We start from the raw sequence: 24,195 nt of genomic DNA on the forward strand, positions 1-24,195 counted from the left end.
TCACCCGGCACGATCGGGGGCGGGCGCCAAGGCGATCTTGGCGTTGCGACCGGGGCGTTCGCTGGCGGCCGCGGCCTCGGCCGCACGATCGAGGGGATGGACCGCCGCGACCGTCAGCCGCAGCTCGCCGCTCGCGGCCAGCTCCACCAAGTCGCGCAGCACCCTGGTGCGCTCGGCGGCGCCGATCTCCTCGGCCCGCTTCGCGCCCCAAAAGCCCTTCACCACTACCTGTTTGAAGATGAGCGTGCCCGGAGAGAGCGTCCACGGCTGACCGGAGAGCGCACCGAAGGAGATCAGCTCGCCGTTCGGCGCGAGCAGCTCGAGCAGGTCAGCGCCCGCGCGTCCGCCGACCTGATCCACGGCGCGCACGATCGGCGCGCCCGAGGTGGCCGCGGCGGCCTGCGCGAGCCAGTCGTCGGCCTCGGTGTCGACGACCGGTTCGTAGCCGAGTTCGCGCAGCGCCCGCACCGACGCCTGGCCGCGCACCAGATTCAGCACCCGCACGCCGCGCCGCCGGGCCAGCAGGTTCATCAGCCGTCCCACCGCACCGTTCGCGGCGTTGATCACCACCCAGTCCCCCGCCGCGACGCGCAGATCGTCCAGCAGCACCGCGGCGCTGAACGGCATCGCGAGCAACTGGGCCGCGGTCTCGTCGTCGATCGAGTCGGGCACCGGCAACGCCTGCGCCGCCTTCGCGACGAAGTAATCGGCCCACACCGCGGTCGCGCCGGAGACCGCCACCCGCTGCCCCACCGTCCGGTCGGTCACGCCCGGGCCGACGGCGTCGATCCGCCCGACGCCTTCGGTGCCCGGGATCGCGGGCAGCGACGGCCGGTAGCCGTAGACGCCGCGGATGATCGCGAGATCGTGGTTGTGAATCGGGGCGAGATCGAGGGCGATGCGCACCTCACCGGGTCCCGGCTCGGGCACCGGCCGATCCGCCGTGGTCAGCACGTCCTTCGGCTCTCCGAACTCTTCGATGACGACCGCTCGCATCATGCCTCCTCTGCTTGTTCGACGGCGATACCGCATCCAGGGTAGAACGCAACTTAATTGTGTCCAACTAAATTGGGCGTGCGTTATGTCACGTACGTATGACAGGCCCGCATGCCGTGTCACCCGGGAGCCGGGCCTGGGTGACACGGCAGAGACAGGTCAGTCCCTGGATTCCCCTGCGGCGCGACGCGCGGTCCACGCGTCGACCACCCCGTTCAGCTGGGCCACCAGGGACGCCAGTCCCGACAGATCTCCGCCGAGCTGGTAGGACCGCAGCTCGGCGGGCGCGGGCAGCTTCTCGACGATCTCGGGCAGGCTGGCCACCAGGTTCGCCCGGATACTCGCGTCGTTCTGCGCGTTGGCGGCGGCGACCCGTTCCCGCTCCAACTGCACCACCAGCAGCTCACCCTCGTGCTCGGCCTGTTGCCGCGCCGTCGTCAGCGCCAGTTCGCCGTCCACCTCCTGGCGGCGCAGCTCTTGGCGCAGGCGCAGGTTCTCGAGCTGCTCGGCGTGCTGTTCGCGCTCCAGGCGCGCGGCGTGCAGCGCCGTCTGCTGCGCCAGCTCGGCGACCGCGCGCCGGTCGTCGTGCTCGCGGGTGGTGCGCCGCATCGTCTCCGCGGTCTCGCGGTCGAAGCGCTCCGCCTCGGTCCGGTCGCGCAGCTGCGATAGTTCGCGCTCGTTCTCGATGCGGCGTTCCTCGCTCGACCGCTGCGCGGCCGCCTCCCTGGCCGAAATCGCCTCCTGCGCGGTGAGTTCCGCCAGCCGGGCGACCTGGTTCTGTTCGGTGCGATAGGGCTTCTGCAGGTTCTCCCACAGCGTCGACGAGCTGACCACCGCCTCCTTGATCTGCACGGTGACGATGCGCAGGCCGAGACCGCGGTCACCGCCGCCGGTCGGCGCGTCGCCGCTGCCCTCGGCGACCGCGCGCAACCGGGCGGTGAGCTCCTCGATGATCGGCTGCTTGTCGCTGAGCACGTCGCGCACGCCCATCGTGGATACCTTGTCCTTGATGGCCGCCTCGGCCTGTTCGCGCAGCTGAATGTTGACCAGCCGCATGGGATCTTCGGCGTCGGAGAAGTCCAGCTTGCGATACGCGGTGCCGAAATCCTCGATGATCCACTGCACGTAGCCCTGCACCAGCACGCCCTGCAATTCCCGGCAGATGCAGTACGCGTTGATCAGGATGGTCTGCATCGCGCCGGGCACCACGAGGTAGGAGTCGGTGGCCGGGTTGTACCGGAACGACACGCCGAGCCCGATGTGCAGCGGTTCCGCGCGCCCGCGCCTGGTGTGTACCACGAAAGCGTTGGGCGGCACCAGAACTGTGCACCACCGCCAGAAGCCGGTAACCCGGACCTCCACCGGCCCGGTCCCCTGCCCCTGCCCGCTCGGCCCGACCCGCTGTGCCCGTTTCGCCAGCGCGCCCCGAGGCTGCGGCGGACCGCTGGGAGCCTGGGGTGCCGGGGCGACCGGCTTCCGCGTGCGCAGATCGTCCTCCAACGCGACCGACTGGGCGACGACCTGATCGAGATAAGTGTTCTTGCCCGGATTGCTCCCCATGGCCGGGCACACTACCGGCGAATGCAGCCGCCCCCAACAGTTTTCGCTCACGCGAAGCCGGACTCAACGCGCTGCGAATTCGTGACCTCCCCCACACCTGGTAGTCACTTGCAGAAGCGGGTCTTAGGGTTGAGAGACAAATCTGATAGTGACTTTCAGGTTTCGACGCCACGGAGGGGACATGCCGCTACCGACCCTGACCAAGGAACCGAGCCGCCCCACCGCACCGCCGCCGCTGCGCGCGCTCGGGCGCTGGGGCGCGGCGATGGCCCGGCACCGCCGGATCGTGCTCGGCGTATGGCTGCTGCTCGCGGTGCTCGGCACCGCCGCCTATCCCCTGCTGCACGACCGGCTCGGCGCGCCCGACTACACCGTGCCCGGCTCGGCGTCCAGCGAGGTCGATCGCCTTGCGGCACAACACTTCGCGCAGTTCGGCGCGGAACAGGACCTGCTGGTCTTCCACTCCCCGCGGTTCACCGCGGACGCCCCCGAATTCCGCGCCGCCGTCGATCGGGCGCTCGTCGCCGCACGCGAGACGTCGGGCGTCACCGGCGCGCTGGGCCCGTTCCAGGGCAGCGCCGACGGGCAGATCTCCGCCGACCGGCACACCGCGCTGGGCATCGTCGGCCTCGAGGGCAACATGTCCGAACGGGTCGCGATCGCCACCCGGTTGCAGACGGCCGTTACGGCGGTCTCCGACGCCGACATCCGGGTCGCGGTCACCGGATACGGCGCGGTGCAGGCCGATCTCATGGCCATCGAAACCGCCGATATGCAGCGCGCGGAAGCGATCGGCCTGCCGGTTGCCGCCGCCGTACTGGTCTTCGCGCTCGGCGCGGTGGCCGCGGCGACCCTGCCGATCACGGTGACCGCCGCGGGCATCGCCCTCGCCGTCGGCGGGCTGTTCGGCCTGACCACCTTCCTGACCTTCGACTCGCTGGTGCTCTCGGTCGCCACCATGATCGCCACCGGCACCGCGATCGACTACGCCATGTTCATCGTCAGCCGGTTCAACGAGGAACTGACCCGGCGCGGGGTGCGCGACCGTTCGGCGCGCGCGGAGATCGATGCTGCTGTCGCGGTCGCGCTGGACACCACAGGACGGACCGTGCTCGCCTCCGGCCTCATCGTGCTGATTTCGCTGTGTTCGCTGGCTGCCGTTGGTCTTCCGATGCTCGACGGCGTCGCGATCGGCGTGGTGACGGCCGTGCTCGCCACGCTCGGCGCGGCCGTCACGCTGCTGCCCGCCTTGCTGGCGACCCTCGGCCCCGCGGTGAACCGCGGAGCCCTGCCCGCGCGGTGGCGTCCCGCCGAGACCAGCTCGACCGCGGCGTCGAGCGCGTGGGCGCGCTGGGCGCACCTCGTCATGCGCAGGCCGGTGCTGTTCGGCGTGCTCGGCGTCGCCGCCCTCGCCGTCGCCGCGGCGCCGATCACCGGCATTCGGTACGGCATCGACATGGGTCTCGGTTCGCTCGGCGACCGGCCGAGCGGCGAGGCGACCCGCTTGGTGAACGACAACTTCGGCCCCGGGTTGCTCGCCCCGGTCACGGTGCTCGCCACCGGACCCGACGACGGGCCCCTGCTCAGCGCGGCGCAATCGGAGGTGCACGCGTTCGCCGACGAGCTCTCCAACGACCCGCGCGTCGCGACGGTGCTGCCCCAGCAGTCGGAGGGGCGCATCATGATCGCGGTCGTGCCGCGGGAGTCCTTCGATTCCACCGCCGTCTCCGAGCTCACCGACGAGATCCGGTCCCGCGCAGCGGAAGTCGAGGGCGCGGAAGTACGCGTCGGCGGCACGCCCGCGACCTTCGCCGAGGTCTCCGAACGGATCACCGACCGTTTCCCCTGGGTGATCGCCCTGGTGCTCACGGTCTCGCTGGCCTTCCTGATTCTGGCGTTCCGCAGCATCGTGCTCGCGGTCAAGGCGATCCTGCTGAATCTGCTGGCCACCGGCGCGGCATTGGGCATCACGGTGGCCGTGTTCCAATACGGCATAGGCGATTCCGCGCTCGGCTTCCAAAGCACCGGCTTCCTCCAGGTGTACCTGCCGATGCTGGTGTTCGCGGTGCTCTTCGGCCTCTCGATGGACTACGAAGTGTTCCTCATCCGGCGCATGAAGGAGGCGTGGGACCGCGACCGGGACAACGACGCCGCCGTCGCCGAGGGCTTGCAGCGCACCGCCCGCCCGATCACCGCCGCCGCGGCCATCATGGTCGCCGTGTTCGCGAGCTTCGTGACTGCGGAGGTGTTGGAGCTCAAGCAGATCGGGTTCGCGCTGGCGGTCGCCATCACCATCGACGCGCTCGTCGTGCGGCTGATCCTGGTGCCCGCCTTCATGCGGCTGTTCGGCCGGTGGAACTGGTGGTTGCCGCAATGGCGGGGCACGACCGCGACTGCGCGCGTCAGCGGATGATCGCCTCCAGCGCGTCGATGATCGATTCCACCGCCGGGGTATAGATCTCGCTCAGCCGTCCGGCGAAACCCTTTCCCGCCCAATGGTCGAGCACCGCTACGCCGCCCCAGATCGCGGTGGACGCGGCCATCCGGACCCGCAGGTCGTTGGGATCGCGCCCGCAGCGCTCGGCGAACAGCACGCGGAACTGTTCCTCCAGCTCGCGCATCTGCCGGGTCTGACCGTCCCGCACCTCGGGGAACGCGTGCACGTACCGCATCCGCCGCGCGATGCGGCGTTCGGAGTCCGCGGTGATCAGTGCGCCGATCATCACCGGCACCAGCGGGCGCGCCACCGCGAGAAGCGCTACGGGATCGAGGGTTTCGCCGTCGCCCGCCGTGCGCAGCACCTCCAGGAGCTGCGGGTCCGCCTCGTCGTAGAGGACGAGCATCTCCTTGGTGCCGAAGTAGCGGTAGACCGAGCTCGGCGACACCCCGGCCGCGGCGGCCACTCGCTCGACGGTCACCTCGCGGTATCCGTGCTCGTCGAACAGGTCCAGCGCCACTTGCTGGATCCGGCTCATGGCCTCGATCCTCCTGCGCTCCCACACGGTGGCGGGAATCCGTCCGTGCGTCGCCGTCACAAGCCCACCGCCCGCACCAGATCCAGCATCTCGATGCGGAAAAGCTTTGCCGGGTCCTGCGATTGGGGGCGCAGATGGCCGTACACCTCCAGCGCGATCGGGCCGTGCATGCGGCCCCACATGCGCAGCGCCAGCGCCAGCGCGGCGGGCGGCAAGTCGGGGAAGTCGGCGCGCACGTGCTCGACAAGCGCCGGGTCGAAGTCCGACCACGTCGAATCCCCGAGGGACTGCGTGGCGGCGGCACGAGGCCAGGCGGCCGCGGCGAGGCCGACGAGTCCGTCGCAGGCGCGCAATTCCGCCTCGCGCGCCGGGCCCTCCGGAGGCGGCTGGTAGCCGAGCACCGGGTCGCCGTAGATCAACCGGAACCCTTCGGGATTCGCCACGGCCCACTCTCGGACGGCTTCTCCCCAGGCGACGATGCGCCCGCCGGGGTCGCCCTCGGGCACAGCGTCCCGCGCGGCCTCCACCCGGTCGACCAGGCCGGTGTAGACGTCGGAGATGAGGGTGGTGATCAGCTCGTCGCGGGTGGCGAAATAGCCGTACAGCGCGCCCGCGGTCATGCCCATCTCGCGCGCGATGGCGCGCAGCGAGATCGCGTCCGGACCACCTTCGGCGAGCAGGCGCAACGCGATGGCTTTGATCTCTTCCGTCGCCTCCTGGCGCAATCGTTCCCGACGGCTCTTCACCTCGACCACAGTTGACACTCTACAGCGTTTGACTACTATCAGCCGTGCCTTTACTGAACGGCGTGTAGTAATCGAACAGCGTATAGAAGGTGGGTATCGTGAAGATCGGCATTTTCGGCGCGAGCGGCGTCATCGGCGGCCGGGTGGTCCAGGAGGCGCGGCGGCGCGGGCACGACGTGACCGCGTTCGCGCGGGACTCCGCCCGCTTTCCCGCCGAGCGTGACGAGGCGCGCTGGGTGGTGGCCGACTGGCTCGACGCCGACAGCATCGCGGCGGCCATCGCGGGGCTGGACGTGGTGATCAGCGCGGTGAACGCCGGGCACGGCATCGCCGACACCATCGCCAACGCGAGCGCCTTCGTCACCGGCGCGCACGCCATGGTGGGCGCGCTGGAACGACACCCGGAGATCCGATTGCTCGCGGTCGGCGGCGCGGGGAGCCTGGAGGTCGCGCCGGGACGCCAACTCGTGGACACCGGAACGGAATTCACGCGCATCCTCACCGAGGACCTCGGCGTGCCCGCCGAATACCGCGACGTGGTGCTGGCGCTGCGGGACGCGTTGAACGTCTACCGCCTCTCCAACCGCAACTGGACCTACCTCTGCCCGTCGTCGGGCTTCGTCCAGCCCGGCGTCCGCACCGGCCGCTATCGCGTCGGCGGCGACCAGCTCCTGATCGCCGACACCGACATCTCCGCCGAGGACCTGGCCGTCGCCCTTCTCGACGAAACGGAGAACCCCCGCTTCCCGCAGCGTCGCTTCACCGTCGCCGCCGCCTGAGCGGCGACGGTTTCAGTCCCCGAGCGGCGCGCTGGGGAACCACTCCCGCAGCAGTTCGGCCGCGGTCTTGCCGCCGCGGCCGAACCCCTCTCTACCCGGAAAGGGCGAAGGCCCCGGTCCGTGGGGACCGGGGCCTTCGCGTGTGCTCTACCCGAATCAGGCGTTGCCGGAGAGCTTCTCCCGCAGAGCCGCCAGCTGGGCGTCGCTGGCCAGCGAACCGCCGGCGGGCTCGGCCTGGCTGGAGGTGGTCTGCGCACCGCTCTCGGAGGAGTAGTTCGACGCGCCGCCACCGTTCGCGGCCTCGGCCGCGGCGTCGGCCGCCATCTTCTCCATCTGCGCGGTGTGCATCTTGTGGCGACGCTCCGCCTCGGCGTAGCGGCCTTCCCACTCCTCGCGCTGCTTGTCGAAGCCCTCGAGCCATTCGTTGGTCTCGGGGTCGAAGCCCTCGGGGAAGATGTAGTTGCCCTGCTCGTCGTAGCTGTCGGCCATGCCGTACTTCGACGGGTCGAACTCGGCGTGGTAGTCCTCGTTCGCCTGCTTCAGCGACAGCGAGATCCGGCGACGCTCCAGGTCGATGTCGATGACCTTGACCATCGCGTCGTCGCCGACCGCGACGACCTGGTCCGGGACCTCGACGTGGCGCTCGGCCAGCTCGGAGATGTGCACCAGGCCCTCGATGCCCTCTTCGACGCGCACGAACGCACCGAACGGAACCAGCTTGGTGACCTTGCCCGGCACGATCTGGCCGATCGCGTGGGTGCGGGCGAACTGACGCCACGGGTCTTCCTGAGTCGCCTTGAGCGACAGCGAAACACGCTCGCGGTCCAGATCGACGTCGAGAACCTCGACGGTGACCTCGTTGCCGACCTCGACGACCTCGGACGGGTGGTCGATGTGCTTCCAGGACAGCTCGGAGACGTGCACCAGACCGTCCACACCGCCCAGGTCGACGAAGGCGCCGAAGTTGACGATCGAGGAGACCACACCCTTGCGGACCTGGCCCTTCTGCAGCTGGTGCAGGAACTCGGAGCGCACCTCGGACTGGGTCTGCTCCAGCCACGCGCGGCGGGACAGGACCACGTTGTTGCGGTTCTTGTCCAGCTCGATGATCTTGGCCTCGATCTCCTTGCCGACGTACGGCTGGAGGTCGCGGACGCGACGCATCTCGACGAGCGAGGCGGGCAGGAAGCCGCGCAGGCCGATGTCGAGGATCAGGCCGCCCTTGACGACCTCGATGACGGTGCCCTTGACGGCCTCGTCCTTCTCCTTGAGCTCCTCGATGGTGCCCCACGCACGCTCGTACTGCGCCCGCTTCTTCGACAGGATCAGGCGGCCTTCCTTGTCCTCCTTGGTGAGAACGAGGGCCTCGACCTCATCGCCCACGGAAACGACCTCGTTCGGGTCGACATCGTGCTTGATGGAGAGTTCGCGGGAGGGGATGACGCCTTCGGTCTTGTAACCGATGTCGAGCAGAACCTCGTCGCGATCGACCTTGACGATGGTTCCTTCGACGATGTCGCCGTCGTTGAAGTACTTGATCGTGGCGTCGATGGCGGCGAGGAAGTCCTCGGCGGAGCCGATGTCGTTGACGGCTACCTGCGGCGAGGTGACGGTGGTGGGCATGTGTCGGTTTGCTCCGGACGGATTGTGGTCGGTTGCGGACATTGGAACTTTCGGTACGCTGCGAAATCACCGCGACGATGCGACGACGGACACACAGGAACGTACCGCACTCATCCACTTGTGAAACTCAGCACGGGCGCTCTGTTATTTCAGTACGCTGATACGTCGGTAGATCGTTACTTCGGTACACCGGTACGTCGGCACAGCAGACACTCGCGCGTTCAGCGTACGCGACCTTGGTCCGCACGGGCAAACCGGTCTGCACGCCACGCCGGAGCGCTTCCGGCGCGCCGCGATCGCTAAGCTCACGCGCGTGTCGGAAGATCGCCATGCCCAAGCGAACGCCCTGCTCGGAACCGCCGGAACCGCGCGCGCCCGGCTGAGTTCGGCAGACAGCGAACGAGCCAGCAGGCGCTGGTGGGACGCCGACGCCGATCAGTATCACCAGACTCACGCCGATTTCCTCGGCGTCGACTCTCCCGGCGGCGAGTTCGTGTGGTGCCCGGAGGGGCTGCACGAGGGCGATATGCACTTCCTCGGCGAGGACCTGGCCGGCAAGCGTGTGCTGGAGATCGGTTGCGGTTCGGCGCCGTGCGCGCGCTGGCTGGCCGGGCAGGGCGCGCTGCCGGTCGGCCTGGATCTCTCGATGGGCATGCTGGAGCGCGGACTGTCCGCAATGGCGCGCGGCGGGTCGCGGGTTCCGCTGGTGCAGGCGGGCGCCGAGGCGCTGCCGTTCGCGGACGCGTCCTTCGATCTGGCCTGCTCGGCGTTCGGCGCTGTGCCCTTCGTCGCCGACTCCGCGCTGGTGATGCGCGAGGTGGCCAGGGTGCTGCGGCCCGGCGGACGGTGGGTCTTCTCGGTGAATCATCCGATGCGCTGGATCTTTCCCGACGATCCCGGCCCGGCGGGGCTCACCGCGTCCATTCCTTATTTCGATCGCACGCCCTATGTGGAGGTGGACGCCGACGGCGCGGCGACCTACGTCGAGCACCACCGCACCATCGGCGACCGGGTCCGCGAGATCGTCGCCGCCGGATTGCTGCTGCGCGACATCGTCGAACCCGACTGGCCGGAGTGGCTGGACCGGGAATGGGGTCAGTGGAGCCCGCTGCGCGGCGAGCTCTTCCCCGGCACTGCCATCTTCGTCACCGAGAAGCCCGCCTAGGCCGGCGACCCGAGATCCCGGTGTGCCGACAGGCCCCGGAGCCAGGGCATTTCGCCCTAGACTTGGCCGGTGCCCAGTGCGCGAGAGCTGCTCGATCGTGTCGAGCGCCACTGCCGAGCCGATCACACGGCGAGGCGGCTGCGCGACGTGGTGCTCGCCGATCTCCGCGCGGCCGTCCCCTTCGACGGGCACGTCTTCATGCTCACCGATCCGGTCACCAGGATCGGGACGTCGCCGGTGGCCGATCCGCTCGGTCTGCGCTGGGCACGGTTGCCGGAACTGATCCGCCTGCGCTACCTCACGGTGGCGACCCGCTGGAGCGATCTGCTCGATCGGGGCCTGGCGGCGACTTCTCTGCGCATCGACACCGCCGGCGATCCCGCACGTTCGCGGGTGTGGCGCGAGGTGCTGGTCGAGCTCGGCGTCTTCGACACCGCGACCGTGGTGTTCGGCGACCGCTACGGATGCTGGGGGTTCCTCGAACTCTTGCGCAAGGCCCCGCGCGCCTTCGATCCCGCCCAGATCACCGCGTTGGCGGCGCTGGCGGCGCCGATCGCGCGGGGGCTGCGAGCCGCTCTCGGTCGCACCTTCGTCGCCGAGGAGGGCGGGCTCGCCCCGGCCGGGCCCGCGGCGGTCGTCCTCGGACCGGATCTGCGGATGCGCGGCCAGACCCCGGCCGCGGCGGCGACGCTGCTCCGGCTGAACCCACCGCAGGAGGCCATGCCGCCGATCCCGAACTCGGTCTACAACGCGGGCGCCGCGCTGCTGGCCGCCGAGCACGGCATCCCGGTCGGACCGCCGTGGTCGCGCGTCCACCTGGGCGGAGCCCGCTGGCTCACCGTGCGAGCCGATCGGCTCGGAACCCAGGACATCGCGGTCTCGCTCGCACCGAGCGGCTGGGCCGAGCGGCTGGATCTGTTCGGTCGCGCGCACGCGTTCTCCACCCGCGAGACCCAGGTGCTCGGCCTGCTCGCCGCCGGCCTCGAATCACCCCAGATGGCAAGCGATTTGGGGATCGCCGAGCCCACGGTCAGCGATCACGTGAAGGCGATACTGGCCAAGTCGGGTGTGCGCACCCGGCAGGAGCTGCTGTCGAGAGTATTCGGGATCGCCTGACGGCTCGGCGAGAGCGCCGCGAGTTCCTGGCATCGGCCGCACAGCAACTCGGGCCGTTCCCGCGACGTATCGACGCGGACGCTCGACCCGCGTCGGCGGTGTGAATTCGACCGGTCGCGTCAGCCGCGGGTCGCGCCTAGCTCGGCGAGCAACGCGGTTCTTGCCGCCGTGACGTGGTCGGCGAGCTCGCCGCCGGCGCGCAGCCAGATCTCGAAGCCCGCGAAGAAGCAGGCCATGCCGACCTTCGCCCACAGCAGTGGCCGCACGTCTTCCGCCGGGTCGACGCCCATCTGCCTGGCCAGGTGCCCGGCGAGCAGCGCTTCGACGGCGCCGCGCTTGGCGAGATCGCGGGCTTGGAGGGCGGGGTTGGCGGCTATCAGCGCGTCGCGGGTGCGCAATTCGTCGAGCCGGTCGGCGAAATGTCCCACCATCGGACCGATCACGGCCGCCAGCGTCTGCTCGGGGGTCTCCCCCTGCGGCCGCTCGGCGAGCAGCCGGGACAGTTCGGCGCGGTGCTCGTCGTCCTCGGCGAAGAGCAGTTCGTCCTTGCCGCTGTAGTACCGGTGCAGGGTCCGGGTGCCCACGTCGGCCGCGGCGGCGATGTCGGCGATGGTCACCGCCTCGAACCCGCGCTCGGCGAACAACCCCAGCGCGGCGTCGGCGATCGCGCGCCGAGTGCGTTCCTTCTTCCGATCCCGCAACGACATGGAAGCATTGTCACGCATGGCAAAAAGTGGCATTCTGTGCCATATGACAACAAGTGACAGAACCGTGGTGATCACCGGCGGCACAAGCGGACTCGGTCGCGAATGCGCCAGGGTGCTGGCCGCCGATCCGCGCTGGACCGTGGTCGTGACCGGCCGGGACGCGGCGCGCGCCGAGCGGGAAGCCGCCGAGATCGGCGTCAACGGCATGGTCTTGGACCTGGGCTCGCTCACTTCGGTGCGGGACTTCGCGACGGAACTAGGCGCCGCTGGATTACCCCCACTACGCGGACTGGTCTGCAACGCCGGGCTGCAATTCACCCGCCGCGCCTACACGGCCGACGGCATCGAGGCCACCTTCGGCGTCAACCACCTCGGCCACCTCGCGCTGGTGCGTGAGCTGCGCGCCGATCTGGTCGCGCCGGCACGGATCGTGTTCGTCACCTCGGGAACGCACGACCCGCGCCGCTTCACCGGCATGCCGCACCCGCTGATCGCCTCCGCGCGCGAACTCGCCCACCCGCCCGCCGCGACGGAACCGGCGCACCGGGACGGCCGCCGCCGCTACAGCACCTCGAAACTCGCCAATCTGCAGACCGCCTACGAGCTGGCGCGCAGGCTCGCCGACGACGGCGTCACCGTGAACGCCTTCGACCCGGGCCTGATGCCGGGCACCGGATTGGCAAGGGACGCGGGCCGATTCGCGCGGGCGCTGTGGAGCTCGGTGGCCAAGGCCCTGGTGCTGCTGCCCGGCGTCCACACCCCTGCACGGTCCGGCGCGGATCTCGCCCGCTTGATCACCGACTCGTCGCTCGCCGCGACCACCGGCCGCCACTTCGTCGGCCGCGCCGAGCGCCCGTCCTCGGCCGCCTCCTACGATCTCGAGGCCCAGCGAGCGCTCTACGACGACAGCGTGCGCCTGATCGCCGAGCTCGCCCAATGACATCCCAAAGCACACCGAAAGCAGCGCCTCCCCAGCGGAAGGCGCTGCATCCCAGGTACTTTCGTCTCACTTGGACTTCGGTTTGCGGCCCGCCTGTTCGAGCGCAATGCGCAGTGCGTACTCGATCTGAGCGTTGATGCTGCGCAGGTCGTCGGCCGCCCATTTGGCCAGTGCCTCGTGGACGGCCGGGTCCAAGCGCAGCAGTAGCTTCTTGCGTTCGACCATGAGCGCGGCTCAGCTGTAGAGCGTTCCGGCGTTGACCACGGGCTGGGTCGCGCGATCGCCGCACAGCACCACGAGCAGGTTGGACACCATCGCGGCCCGGCGTTCCTCGTCGAGTTCGACGACGCCCTGCTCGGTCAGGCGGTCAAGCGCCAGGCTCACCATGCCGACCGCGCCCTCCACGATGTGCGTGCGCGCGGCCACCACCTGCGCAGCCTGCTGGCGAACCAGCATGGCCTGGGCGATCTCCGGCGCGTAGGCGAGGTGGGTGATCCTGGCCTCGAGCACCTCGATGCCCGCCATCTCGGTGCGGTCGCGCAGTTCGACGGTCAGTTCCTCGGCGACCTCGGCGCCGTCGCGCAGGCTGGTGCGTCCGGCGTCGTGCGCGTCGTAGGGGTGCGTGGTGGCCAGATGCCGCACCGCGGCCTCGGACTGGGTCTCCACGTACTCCTCGTAATCGTCGACGGCGAACGCGGCCTTGAAGCTGTCCACCACCCGGTAGACGACTACCGCCGCGATCTCCACCGGATTGCCGTCGGCGTCGTTGACCTTCAGCTTCTGCGTCTCGAAGTTGCGCACCCGCAGCGAGATGCTCTTGCGGTCGGTGAGCGGCACCACCGAGAAGAAGCCCGGCTCGCTCACCGAACCGATGTAGCGGCCGAAGAACTGCACCACCTTCGCCTCGTTCGGGTCGACGACCACCAATCCGGTGACCGCCAGCGCGAGCGCCACCACGACCACGGTCGCCGCGATCGCCGCGATCAGCGCGGGCGTATTCCCGTCCTTGGCCGCCGCGACGTACCCCACGGCGGCCGCGCCGCCGAAGACGAGGGTCAGCACCAACCAGGCCAACAGCACCAGAAAGCCGTTGACGTGGAATGCGGGCCTGAGCTTCATGACATCCTCCCGGTATCAGAGTGATATCACGAAGATAGCATGCGAGCGCCCGACGGCCAATCGCCGACGGGCGCCGTCCCGCACTCAGGCCGCGGGCCGGATGTTGCGGTTGAAGCGGAACATGTTGCGCGGGTCGTACTTCGCCTTCAGCGCCGCGAGCCGCGCGTAGGTGTCGGGCGCGTATCCCGCGCGGGTCTGCGCGTCGTCCGCGCCGTCGCCCGCGCCGTAGAGGAAGGCCAGGCTGTGCCCGATCGTCCACGGCGCCAGCACCTCCCGTACCGCGCCATGTTCGGCGGGCACCCCAGCACCCTCGCCCGGCGTCGGCATGGTGATCACGCGGACCACGTAGGCGGCCTCGCGCCGGTCGACCGCGACCCCGGCCGCACCGGGCCTGCCGAGCGCGCCGCCGAGGTGACGGATGTCGACCACGGCCGGAATCGACCCGCCGGGACCGGTGGCGGCGGCCAGCGCGGCCAGCGCGTCGCCGGTGAGTTCGCCGAGAACGGCGTTGGTCGCGGCGTAAGCGTGCGGGTGATCGGGATCGCTGTGGATGGTGTGCGATTCGGTGTAGGACATTTCGCGCAGATCGTCGCGCAGCCGGGCGCCGAACGCGCGCAGTGGCGCGACCAGACGCTCACCCTCCTCGGCCGGGCCGTCGAACGCGATGCGTATCGAGGCGACGTACCGGCCGCGCAGCGCCTCCGGCACCTGCGGGATGTCGGGGTAGGTCAGCGTGGCGACGCTCGAGGTCAGCTGCTCGGGCACCGTCGTGGTCCACCGCCGCCACACCTCCAGCGCGGCGCCTGCCAGCGGCTCGCCGAACACCAGCTGCCCACCGTAGACCGTCCGCACCGGAAACAGGTCGAGCTCCAGCGCCGTCACCACGCCGAAGTTCCCCCCGCTGCCGAGCACCGCGCCGAACAACTCGTCGCCCGGACGCAGCGTGCGCATCCTGCCGTCCGCGCTGACCAGTTCGATCATCCGCACGTGATCGGCCGCGTAGCCGAATTCCCTTGCCAGCAGGCCGAGTCCGCCGCCGAGCGTATAGCCGACCACGCCGACCGACGGGGAGGAGCCGTTCAGCGGCGCCAGCCCGAACCGCGCGGCCGCCTCGACCAGCGCGCCCGCGCGCACCCCCGCCGCGACCCGCGCGGTGCGCGCCTCGGGATCGATCCGAATCCCGGTCATGCGGGCGGTGCTGATCAGCACCCCGTCCTCGGCCGCAACCGAGAGCCCGTGCCCGGTCGCCTGGACGGCCACCGGAAGTCCGTGGCGCGCGGCGTATTCCACCGCGGCGCGCACGTCCTCGGCATGCGCCGCGGCGACCACCAGCGCGGGCCGGTGGGTGTAGGCGGTCTGGAACCCGGCGATCTCCGCTTCGTATCCGGGCTCACCCGGCTGGAAGACCGGGCCGGTGAAGAGGGCGAAATCGGTGGTCTGCGTTGCGTTGTCTGCCATGTCATCGACGATGCCCGACGCGGAGTCATAAGTACAACAGATGGTTTCTATCGATACTAGAATCCACAGTTATGGAACTGCGCCACCTGCGCTACTTCGTCGCTGTGGCGGAGGAAGCCAACTTCACCCGCGCCGCCGCCCGTTTGCACCTCGCCCAGCCCGGCCTGAGCGCGCAGATCCGGCAATTCGAGCGGGAACTCGGGCAACCGCTGTTCGACCGCGGCGGCCGCACCGTGACGCTGACCGAAGTCGGCGCGGCCGTGCTGCCGCACGCCGAAGCGGCCTTGGCCGCGGCTCAGCGCATCGCCGACACGGTGGACGAGTTCACCGGCTTGCTGCGCGGCCACGTGCGCGTCGGACTGATCTCCGGCGCGGCCACCGAGGAATTCGACGTCGCCGCGGTGCTCGCCGATTTCCACATCGACCATCCCGGGGTCGGCATCAGCCTGACCGAGGACACCTCAGAACGCATGCTCGCCGCCCTCGGCCGCGGCGAACTCGACATCGCCCTGGTCGGCCTGACCGGCGCCGACCTCGATCCCGGACTCGGCAGCCACGTGGTGCTGGACACTCCTGTGGTCGCCGCGGTCGCCGCCGACGACCACACCCACGGCGCGACCATCCCGCTCGCCGTGCTGCGCGACCATCCGCTGATCTGCCTGCCTACGGGCACCGGACTGCGCGGTGTGCTCGAACGCGCCTGCGCCGCTGCCGGTTTCGAACCGCGGGTCGCCTTCGAAGCCGCAGCGCCGCCCTTGCTGCTGCGACTCGCGGCACGCGGGCTCGGCGTCGCCGTGGTCCCCGCGCTCACCGAGGACGAGGCCGCGGCGCACGGCGTGCGCGCGCTGCCGATCGTCGAGCCCGATCTGCGCGGACGACTCGCCCTCGTCTGGCGGGCCGATCACCCCGCGCCGCCCGCCACCAAGGTGCTGCTCGGTCAGCTTCGCATCGCGTTCGGCAGCCGCCGATAATCGTCGGCGAGAACATTCCGATACCGGCGAGTAGTCATTTCCCAAGTTAATTGGATCAGACGGTTGCGAGAACTGCGCAATTGGCGAGCGCGCGATTGTCCGGCACCATGGACGACACTGCCCATCGCAGTCGGATTCATCATCGACAATGGTCAAAGCAATTGTCATGACAAGTTGAATCTCGGATCGGCCGATTTACCCGGCAGCCGAAAACAACTCCGATACCGCACGATGACAGGGCGCACCCTATGGACATCGAGTGATTGAAAGGAGCATCATATTTCTATCCGGTGCCGTTCGTCGGGGGAACGTCAAAGGAAATCGGCAAAGGATTGGAAATTCCATGTTTATCAAGAAATTGATGGCTACCGCATTCATAGCCATCGCGGCCACCGGCATAGCCAGCGCGACCGGGCACGGGGAGGCGGGTCTGGCGGATGTCAGCTTCAGCGGTACCGACGGCTCGGTCGGGTACACCGCCAGCCTCGCGGCCGATCACTCGAGCGCCCTGGTGAACCTCGCCTCCGGCACGTTCGCCATCACCCCCGAGGCGGTCACGGTTCTCGCGGCGGACGGCACGGTCGTCGGCTCCATCCCGACGACGTTCGGGCAGTTCGCGGTGGCACCCGCGCTCAACGCCGCGGGTACCCAGCTGTCATTGACACCGATCGGCGGACCGACCACCGAGGCGGTCCTGTCCCAGGATCTGCCCGGCGTGCAGCAGGCCTGGGGACCGATCTCGATCGTCGTCGGCGCCACCATCGGCTGCGCGATCGGCTTCGCGATCGGAATCTGGTTCTTCCTGGTCGGAGCCATCCCCGGATGCCTCATCGGTGCAGCGGTCGGCGCGACCCTCGGCTTCTTCTCACCGTTCCCGTGATCGGTCACCGAGCGGAAGTAGTCGATAGGCCATGACAAGACGGGCCGGGCGTCCCTCGGACGCCCGGCCCATTGCTGTCACCGCTCAGAGCAACCGCGACAGAAATGCCTTGGTACGTTCGTGTTTCGGATTCGCGAGCACCTCACGCGGCGCGCCCGCCTCCACCACCACGCCGCCGTCCATGAACACCAGCTGGTCGGCGACCTCGCGGGCGAAGCCCATTTCGTGCGTCACCACCACCATGGTCATGCCGCTCTCGGCGAGCTCGCGCATCACCTGCAGCACCTCGCCGACCAGTTCCGGATCCAGCGCCGAGGTCGGCTCGTCGAACAACATCAGCTTCGGATCCATGGCCAGCGCCCTGGCGATCGCGACGCGCTGCTGCTGACCGCCGGACAGCTGAGCCGGGTAGGCATTGGCCTTGTCGCCCATGCCGACTCGATCGAGCAGTTCGTGCGCGCGGGCCACCGCGTCGGCCTTGCGCAGCTTCTTCACCTGCGTCGGCGCCTCGATGATGTTCTCCAGCGCCGTCCGATGCGGGAACAGGTTGAAGTGCTGGAACACCATGCCGATATCGCGGCGCTGCCTGGCCGCCTCGCGCGGGTGCAGTTCGTAGAGCTTGTCGCCCTTCTGGCGATACCCGACGAGCTCGCCGTCCACGTACAGCCTGCCCGCGTTCACCTGCTCGAGGTGGTTGATGCAGCGCAGGAAGGTGGACTTGCCGGAACCGGACGGGCCGATCAGGCACAGCACCTCACCGCGCGCCACCTCCAGCGAGATGCCCTTGAGCACTTGCAGCGCGCCGAAGTTCTTGCACACCCGGTCGGCGACGATCATCCGCGGCGCGGCCTGCTCGTCCTTGTTCGTGGAAACCGTCATTTCGCCTTCACCACGCTCTGTGCGTCGGCCAGTTGCTGTAGCTGCTTGGCGGTCAGCTGCCGGGACGCGCCGCGCGAGTAGTACCGCTCCAGGTAGAACTGGCCGACCATCAGCACGCTGGTGATGGCCAGGTACCAGGTCGCGGTGACCAGCAGCAGCGGGATCGGCTGGAAGTTCACGCCGTAGATGTCGCGGGCCCGACCGAACAGGTCGGTGCTCAACGGGATCGCGGTCACCAGCGAGGTGGTCTTCAGCATGCCGATGAGTTCGTTGCCGGTGGGCGGGATGATCACCCGCATGGCCTGCGGGAGCACGGTGCGCCGCATGGTCTGGGTCCAGGACATGCCGAGCGCGGTCGACGCCTCGCGCTGCCCCTCGCCCACGGAATTGATTCCCGCGCGGACGATCTCGGCCATGTAGGCGGCCTCGTTGAGACCGAGGCCGATCACCGCGAAGGTGAACGCGGCCTGCAATTCCTGCACGTCGAGTTCGAAGAACTGCGGCCCGAACGGCACCCCGAGATGAATCTGCTGGTACAGCGAGGGCACCAGGCCCCAGAACACCAGCTGCACGAAAATCGGTGTGCCGCGGAAGATCCAGAGATACACCCAGGCGGCGGAGCGCAGCACCGGGTTGGGCGACAGGCGCATCACCGCGAGCACCGTGCCGAGGATGATCGCGATCGCCATCGCCAGCACGGTCAGCTCGAGGGTGACGACCGCGCCCGCCACGATGCGGCTGTCGAACAGGTACTTCCAGTAGGTGCCCCACTGGTAGGCGTCATTGGTGGCGGCGCCGTAGACGAACAGGCCGAGCAGCACGAGGATGACGGCCGCGGCGATCCATCGGCCCGGCCTGCGCAGCGGAACCGCTTTGATCGGCTCCGGCTCGGCAGGCGCGGGGACGCCGCCGGGCCCGGGATCGCCGGGCACGACGGTGGTGTCGGTGTCGGACATGGGTCAGCTCACGGCGCCGTTGACGACCGACTGGGTGATCGCGCCTTCCTGCACGCCCCAGTTCTCGGTGATCTGCTTGTACTGGCCGTTCTGGATCAGGTGGTTGACCGCGGCCTGCAGGACCTTGGCCAGCGGCGAGCCCTTCGGCACCGCCCAGCCATAGGGCGCGGAGTCGAACACCGGGCCCGCGGTCTCGATCTTGCCGCTGCTCTGCTTGATGGCGTAGGCGGTCACCGGCGAGTCGGCCGACATCGCGTCGACCTGGCCGAGCACCAGCGCGTTGGTCGCGGCGCTCTGCTCGTCGAACGGCTTGATGTCGATGGCGGGCTTGCCCTCCGCGACGCACTTGGCGCTCTTGGCGGGCACCTCGTCGGTGTGCTCGACGGTGGTGGCCTGCACGGCGACCTTCTTGCCGCAGGCGTTGGTCGGGTCGACCGGCTTGCCGCTCTGCTGGGCCCACTGGATGCCCGCGCTGAAGTAAGTGGTGAAGTCGACCTGCTGCTCGCGTTCCTTCGAGTCGGTGATCGAGGACATGCCGACGTCGTAGGTGCCGGCCTGGATCGCCGGAATGATCTTCTCGAAGGCCGACTCGACGTACTCGGCCTCGATACCGAGCACGGAGGCGACCGCGTCCATCAGGTCCACGTCGAAGCCGACGATCTTGCCGCTGGCGTCCTTGTACTCGTTGGGCTGGTACGGGACGTTCACGCCGATGACCAGCTTGCCGGACTGCTTGACCTTGTCGGGCAGTTGATCGGCGATTTCGGTGACCTTGTCCACGTGCACCTTGGCGACCGCCGGTCCGGTCTCCTCGGTGTTGGTGGTACAGCCTGCCAGCACCAGTGCCGCGCCGGTGAGCGCGCACATCGCTCGCAGGGCACGCCTGCCAGGCTTCGATCGATCAGACACAGCAGCCCTCCACATTTCGGTTACGAGAAACCCGGGTGTCACCACCCGTTTGGCAATCTAAGCGACCGAGACGTTTCGTGCTGGACAGTAATGGAATTCCACATCGGCTCGTTGCGAACTCCACCCGGTACCGGCTGCCGGTGCGCCGACCGGACACCATACCCTCGGGTCCGATGACCGCACGCTGCGGGTTGCCGTCTAATTGCCGCCCTATCCCGCATGTCGCGATCGACGCGTCGCTCCGGCGCACGAACGGGAGCGACGCGATGCCCGAACCAGCACCGAAGCGGAGAGGTGCGCCGCGCCGTGCCGAACGGGTCACATCCGCTTTCGCGGGAAACGGCCACCTCACTGCATCGCTGGACATTAGCTATTCGTAGGGTGCTGTCGTCGCTCGTCCGCCACGCGAAGTCCGCGTCGTACGACCGTGCTCAGCGGGCCGTGCAGGACCGCGCAGCTCCTCGGATGCCGCGCAAAAAGCGCTACGGCACAAGAATTTTCGCGCATCTCCCCTGTCGGCTCAGGTCGAGCCGCCCACAGAGGTGTCGAGTTCGACGGCGAATGCCGCGGGTCCCCCCGTGGTGGCCGCCACGGACGCGTCGACCGGGGCGGACGCGGTCGTCGTCGGCGCGGGGGACGGGTCGGCGCCGGGCGCCACCCGCCGCAGGTTCGCCGCCGCGGTCTTGAAGATCGGCTGTTTGGACGCCGGGTCCCAGTCGGTCGGGGTCAGCTCGTTCGCGGCCCGGTCGTGCGCACCGTCGCCGCGGTCCCAGTAGCCGTAGTGGAACGGCAGGAAGAGCACGCCGGGGCGGATCCGCCCGATGCGGGCGCGAGCCCGCACCGACCCGCGCCGCGTCGAGACCTCGACCAGGTCGCCCTCGCCGATCTCCGCGCGGTCGGCGTCGGCGCGCGAGATCTCGACCCAGACCTCCGGCGCAGCCGCGTCCAGCTGCGGTACCCGTGCGGTCTTGGTCCTGGTGTGGAACTGGTACAGCGTTCGCCCGGTGACCAGCGCGAACGGATGGTCGGCGACGGGCGCCTCGCGCGGGTGGACATAGTCGGCGGATTTGATGATCGCCTTGCCGTCCGGGTTCAGCGCGCGGTACTCGGCGGGCTCGACCGGCTTCCCGGAGATCAGGTCCTTGCCGTAGGACCCACAGTCGTCGGGTGCGCTCCAGAAATGCCCGTCGGCGTAGAGGCGCTCGGTACCGTCCGGACGCGCACTGTCGCAAGGCCATTGGATGCCTGAGCCGGCGCGCAACTTCGCATAGGTCAAGCCGCTGTAGTCGCACGGGCGGCCGGCCGAGCACGCCTTCCACGCCTCGAACGCCGACTCCGGATCGTGCCAGTGGATCAGCGGGCCGCCGTCCCGGTCGCGAAAATCCATGCGGCGGGCGTAGTCCAGGAAGATGTCGAGATCGGACCTCGCCGCGCCAGGCGGGTCGACGGCCCGCTCCGACAGGTGAACGGTGCGGTCGGCGTTGGTGAACGCGCCGGTCTTCTCGCCCCACGCCGCGGCGGGCAGCACGACATCGGCCATGGCCGCGGTCTCGGTCGGGAAGATGTCCTGCACCACGAGGAACAGGTCCTCGCGCGCGAGGACCGATCGGACGCGCGCCAGCTCCGGCAGCGACACCGCCGGGTTGGTGGCGCTCACCCACAGCATCCGAATGTCGCCCTGCTCGGCGGACCGGATCATCTTCATCACGTGGGTCGGCGGCCCCGAGTGCGGTATCCGGTCGGGATCGACCCGCCACCGGTCGGCCAGCTCGGCGACGTGCGCGTCGTTGGCCCAGTTGCGAAAGCCGGCCATGTCGCCGTCGGCGCCGCATTCGCGGGTGTTCTGCGCCGTCGGCTGCCCGTTCATCTGCAACACTCCGCAGCCGGGGCGGCCGAGCATTCCGCGGATCAGGTGGACGTTGTTGACCTGCACCGCCGCCGCGGTCGCCTGATGGGATTGATAGAAGCCCTGCAGCACCGTGGACAGCAGCCGCGTCGCGGTGCCGAGCACTCGGGCCGCCGCACGGATCTCCCCTGCATCGACGCCGCAGAGCCGCTCCGCCCGCTCGGGGGTGCATTCGCTTACCCGAGAGCGCAATTCGTCGAAGCCGACGGTGTGCTCGTGGATGTACTCGTGATCCACCCAGCCGTTGGCGACGATCTCGTGCAGCAGCGCGTTCATCAGCGCGACATTGGTGCCGGGCAGCGGCGCGAGGTGGACGGTGGCGTGCGCGGCGACCGGGGTGTGGCGCGGGTCGACGCACACGATCGCGGGCGGGTTCGGTCCGGCCAGCCGGTCCAGGATCCGTGTCCACAGCACCGACTGCGTCTCGGCGACGTTGTGTCCGAACAGCGCGATGACGTCGGCGTGGTCGACGTCGGTGTACGAGCCCGGCTGACCGTCGCAGCCGAAAGATTCCTTCAGCGCTTCGGCGGCCGTCGCCGTGCAGAGCCGGGTGTTGCCGTCGACGTGGTTGGTGCCGATGCCCGCGTGAGCCAGCACGCTCAGCGTGTAGTACTCCTCCAGGAAGAGCTGGCCGGAGGTGTAGAACCCGATCGACTCGGGACCGTGCCGCTCGAGCAGCGTCTTGCTGTGCCGCACCACGCGGTCCATGGCCGTGTCCCAATCGGTCTCGACGAGCTCACCGCCGCGGCGGACCAGCGGGCGGGTCAGGCGGTCGGGCGACGCGTTGGCCTGCCAGCCGAACAGGTCCTTCGGGCCGAGCCTGCCGCGGTTCACCCGGTCCACCGCGCGGCCGCGGACACCGACCATCCTGCCGTCGACGACGGCGATGTCGAACGCGTCGCCGTTGGAGCTCAATATCGACGCCGACGGCACCCACAGCTGCACATCCTCGGGCTCGAGGCCGTCCACCAGATACATGTCGACCCGCTCGGGCCACCGCTGCCCCGCGCCGTAGGGGAGCCGGTGCCCCCACGGTTCCGCTATCCGATCTCGCTTCTCCATATCGCCCGCGTACCCGTCGACCTGCACGGCAACCCCGGACCGCGCGGCCGTTCGATCCGGCAATCGCATGGTACGGCCGACGTACCGACAGCCATGCGTGTCGTCGTAGTCGGTGCCACCGGCAATATCGGCACCTCTGTCGTCCCCTCTTGGCCGGCGAACCGGCGGTCACCTCCGGACCAACCTGCCGTAACCCGGAGCTCCCGCGCGCTCAGGTGCGAGGCGGGTCGATGCGCAGTAGTGCGCCGCAGACGATCCTGGCGGCCGCGTCGATGCCCGCGGACGCGCGCAGATGCGGTGTCGCCGCGATGTCGTTGACGGCGCCGAGCGCCGCGTGCACGCGGATGCGCGCTTCCGTCGGATCCATCTGGGGGTGGTGCCCGCGCAGGAGTCCCACCCATTCGGAGACGTACTCGTGCTGGGTTCCGCGCATTCGATGGCTCTCCTCGGGCCCGAGCTGGTCGGCTTCGGAGGTGATGAGCAACCGGATCAGGGCCGGATTCTCCAGCGAGTACGCGGTGTAGCTGCCGATCAGCCGGTGCAGCGCGTCCGCGGCGCTGGTCGCGCGGGCGAGGTCGCGTTGCAGGTCGGCTTGCAGGATGAGGTTCGCCCGGGCGAACAGGTCGACGAGGATCTCGGCCTTGCTGGCGAAGTGGTTGTAGACGCTGGGCCCGGCGATGCCGACGGCGGCGCCGATGTCCTCGATGCCCACCCCGGCGAAACCGTACCGATCGAACAGCCGGCCCGCCTGGTCGAGAATCGCGGCGCGCCGCGACGGGTACCACCGGTCGGCCGGATCGGCGGCGCCCACCCTGGCGCGTCCCAGCGCCGGGATCTCGGCATCGGACACCGCCGTCATCATCTCGGTGAGCAGCTGGTGGAAGCGATCGCCGGGCAGCCGAAGCCGGTGGAAGGAGATACTGGTCGCCACCGCGAGCGTCGACCAAGCGAGCATGTCGGCCCGGCGCGGATCCAGGGCGGGGCGGCGCGCCCGCACCAGCTCGGCCAGCTTCGCGCCGACGGCACGCAACCGTTCCCGCAGCTCGCGGCGGGCCGCGCCGTCCAGGTGCCGGGACTCGCGCCGCCAGAGCACGCCCATCCGGCGCTGGGCGAGCACCGCGGCCGCCAGCGCCGACATCGCGTCGTCCGGGTGCTCGCGCAGCTCGGCGAGCAGCGTTTCGAAGGTGACCAATGCGTCGGCGACGACCGCGTGCAGCAAATCCTGCTTGTTGCGAAAGTGCCGGTACAGCGCCGACGGGCCGACCGCGACGGCGTCGGCCACCTGACCGACGCCGACGTTGGCGTATCCGTCCCTGGCGAACAGCTCCGCCGCGGCGGACACGACGAGTGCCCGCCGGTTGGTCGGCCGGGTGCCCCTGGCGGGGCGGGTCGGCAGCGGAGAATCGGTGTCGGTCACGGAGTCACATTCTGCAAGGTCCCTGGCTCGA

The 24,195-nt window shown here is 69.5% G+C and carries 21 protein-coding genes; 7 read left to right on the forward strand and 14 right to left on the reverse strand.

Going from position 1 to position 24,195, the window contains the following annotated elements; genetic code table 11:
- Positions 1 to 996, reverse strand: coding sequence for a zinc-binding dehydrogenase (locus AB0H50_RS14975; RefSeq protein ID WP_357451834.1), 996 nt, complete (start codon positions 994 to 996; stop codon positions 1 to 3).
- A gap of 159 nt (positions 997 to 1,155) precedes the next feature.
- Positions 1,156 to 2,556 carry an SPFH domain-containing protein gene (locus AB0H50_RS14980; RefSeq protein ID WP_357451837.1) on the reverse strand — a complete coding sequence of 467 codons (1,401 nt, stop codon included), beginning with the start codon at positions 2,554 to 2,556 and terminating at the stop codon, positions 1,156 to 1,158.
- A 181-nt stretch (positions 2,557 to 2,737) separates the two neighbouring features.
- Between AB0H50_RS14980 and AB0H50_RS14985 the strand changes: the two genes are divergently transcribed.
- Positions 2,738 to 4,969 carry an MMPL family transporter gene (locus tag AB0H50_RS14985; RefSeq protein WP_357451840.1) on the forward strand — a complete coding sequence of 744 codons (2,232 nt, stop codon included), beginning with the start codon at positions 2,738 to 2,740 and terminating at the stop codon, positions 4,967 to 4,969.
- Here AB0H50_RS14985 and AB0H50_RS14990 read toward each other — a convergent pair.
- A complete protein-coding gene (locus tag AB0H50_RS14990; protein ID WP_357451843.1) occupies positions 4,959 to 5,591 on the reverse strand; it encodes a helix-turn-helix domain-containing protein in 633 nt (210 codons plus the stop codon). The genes AB0H50_RS14985 and AB0H50_RS14990 overlap by 11 nt on opposite strands.
- Positions 5,588 to 6,286, reverse strand: coding sequence for a TetR/AcrR family transcriptional regulator (locus AB0H50_RS14995; protein ID WP_357451846.1), 699 nt, complete (start codon positions 6,284 to 6,286; stop codon positions 5,588 to 5,590). The genes AB0H50_RS14990 and AB0H50_RS14995 overlap by 4 nt, the downstream gene beginning before the upstream one ends.
- Positions 6,287 to 6,375: 89 nt before the next feature.
- On the opposite strand from AB0H50_RS14995, the gene AB0H50_RS15000 reads away from it, so the two are divergent.
- Positions 6,376 to 7,056, forward strand: coding sequence for an NAD(P)H-binding protein (locus AB0H50_RS15000; RefSeq protein WP_357451850.1), 681 nt, complete (start codon positions 6,376 to 6,378; stop codon positions 7,054 to 7,056).
- A 156-nt stretch (positions 7,057 to 7,212) separates the two neighbouring features.
- On the opposite strand, the gene rpsA is transcribed toward AB0H50_RS15000, so the two are convergent.
- Entirely contained in the window at positions 7,213 to 8,679 is a 1,467-nt protein-coding gene (gene rpsA, locus AB0H50_RS15005; protein WP_357451853.1) for a 30S ribosomal protein S1, read from the reverse strand.
- Positions 8,680 to 8,992: 313 nt separating this feature from the next.
- On the opposite strand from rpsA, the gene AB0H50_RS15010 reads away from it, so the two are divergent.
- Together AB0H50_RS15010 and AB0H50_RS15015 are read left to right on the forward strand one after the other, a co-directional pair.
- Positions 8,993 to 9,844, forward strand: a complete 852-nt coding sequence (locus tag AB0H50_RS15010) for a class I SAM-dependent methyltransferase (RefSeq protein WP_357451856.1) — start codon at positions 8,993 to 8,995, stop codon at positions 9,842 to 9,844.
- A gap of 69 nt (positions 9,845 to 9,913) precedes the next feature.
- Entirely contained in the window at positions 9,914 to 10,960 is a 1,047-nt protein-coding gene (locus AB0H50_RS15015) for a helix-turn-helix transcriptional regulator (RefSeq protein ID WP_357451859.1), read from the forward strand.
- A gap of 119 nt (positions 10,961 to 11,079) precedes the next feature.
- Here AB0H50_RS15015 and AB0H50_RS15020 read toward each other — a convergent pair whose 3' ends face one another.
- Positions 11,080 to 11,667 carry a TetR family transcriptional regulator gene (locus AB0H50_RS15020; RefSeq protein ID WP_357451862.1) on the reverse strand — a complete coding sequence of 196 codons (588 nt, stop codon included), beginning with the start codon at positions 11,665 to 11,667 and terminating at the stop codon, positions 11,080 to 11,082.
- 43 nt (positions 11,668 to 11,710) lie between these two features.
- Here AB0H50_RS15020 and AB0H50_RS15025 point away from each other — a divergent pair, with 43 nt between their 5' ends.
- Entirely contained in the window at positions 11,711 to 12,607 is an 897-nt protein-coding gene (locus AB0H50_RS15025) for an SDR family NAD(P)-dependent oxidoreductase (RefSeq protein ID WP_357451865.1), read from the forward strand.
- Between the two features lie 66 nt (positions 12,608 to 12,673).
- Here AB0H50_RS15025 and AB0H50_RS15030 read toward each other — a convergent pair whose 3' ends face one another.
- The 3 genes from AB0H50_RS15030 to AB0H50_RS15040 form a co-directional block, all read right to left on the reverse strand.
- Entirely contained in the window at positions 12,674 to 12,832 is a 159-nt protein-coding gene (locus AB0H50_RS15030; protein ID WP_357451868.1) for a toxin-antitoxin system HicB family antitoxin, read from the reverse strand.
- A 9-nt stretch (positions 12,833 to 12,841) separates the two neighbouring features.
- Positions 12,842 to 13,726 carry an SPFH domain-containing protein gene (locus AB0H50_RS15035; protein WP_357451871.1) on the reverse strand — a complete coding sequence of 295 codons (885 nt, stop codon included), beginning with the start codon at positions 13,724 to 13,726 and terminating at the stop codon, positions 12,842 to 12,844.
- 84 nt (positions 13,727 to 13,810) lie between these two features.
- Positions 13,811 to 15,184 (reverse strand): FAD-binding oxidoreductase, encoded by a 1,374-nt coding sequence (locus tag AB0H50_RS15040; protein ID WP_357451874.1) that lies wholly within the window; start codon positions 15,182 to 15,184, stop codon positions 13,811 to 13,813.
- Between the two features lie 71 nt (positions 15,185 to 15,255).
- Here AB0H50_RS15040 and AB0H50_RS15045 point away from each other — a divergent pair, with 71 nt between their 5' ends.
- Both AB0H50_RS15045 and AB0H50_RS15050 read left to right on the forward strand, forming a co-directional pair.
- Positions 15,256 to 16,155 carry a LysR substrate-binding domain-containing protein gene (locus tag AB0H50_RS15045; RefSeq protein WP_357451877.1) on the forward strand — a complete coding sequence of 300 codons (900 nt, stop codon included), beginning with the start codon at positions 15,256 to 15,258 and terminating at the stop codon, positions 16,153 to 16,155.
- A 361-nt stretch (positions 16,156 to 16,516) separates the two neighbouring features.
- Positions 16,517 to 17,035 (forward strand): hypothetical protein, encoded by a 519-nt coding sequence (locus tag AB0H50_RS15050; protein ID WP_357451880.1) that lies wholly within the window; start codon positions 16,517 to 16,519, stop codon positions 17,033 to 17,035.
- A gap of 84 nt (positions 17,036 to 17,119) precedes the next feature.
- Here the strand turns inward: AB0H50_RS15050 and AB0H50_RS15055 are convergent, their stop codons facing one another.
- The 5 genes from AB0H50_RS15055 to AB0H50_RS15075 form a co-directional block, all read right to left on the reverse strand.
- Positions 17,120 to 17,872 (reverse strand): amino acid ABC transporter ATP-binding protein, encoded by a 753-nt coding sequence (locus AB0H50_RS15055; protein WP_357453373.1) that lies wholly within the window; start codon positions 17,870 to 17,872, stop codon positions 17,120 to 17,122.
- Positions 17,873 to 17,910: 38 nt separating this feature from the next.
- Positions 17,911 to 18,870 carry an amino acid ABC transporter permease gene (locus tag AB0H50_RS15060; protein ID WP_357451882.1) on the reverse strand — a complete coding sequence of 320 codons (960 nt, stop codon included), beginning with the start codon at positions 18,868 to 18,870 and terminating at the stop codon, positions 17,911 to 17,913.
- A 3-nt stretch (positions 18,871 to 18,873) separates the two neighbouring features.
- Positions 18,874 to 19,737, reverse strand: coding sequence for an ABC transporter substrate-binding protein (locus AB0H50_RS15065; protein ID WP_357453376.1), 864 nt, complete (start codon positions 19,735 to 19,737; stop codon positions 18,874 to 18,876).
- 562 nt (positions 19,738 to 20,299) lie between these two features.
- Positions 20,300 to 22,747: a nitrate reductase gene (locus tag AB0H50_RS15070; protein WP_357453378.1), complete on the reverse strand. Its 2,448-nt coding sequence runs from the start codon at positions 22,745 to 22,747 to the stop codon at positions 20,300 to 20,302.
- 211 nt (positions 22,748 to 22,958) lie between these two features.
- A complete protein-coding gene (locus AB0H50_RS15075) occupies positions 22,959 to 24,164 on the reverse strand; it encodes a TetR/AcrR family transcriptional regulator (protein ID WP_357451885.1) in 1,206 nt (401 codons plus the stop codon).
- Positions 24,165 to 24,195 lie beyond the last annotated feature (31 nt).

The organism is Nocardia sp. NPDC050793 (assembly GCF_040654065.1).
In the GTDB taxonomy this organism is placed as follows: domain Bacteria; phylum Actinomycetota; class Actinomycetes; order Mycobacteriales; family Mycobacteriaceae; genus Nocardia.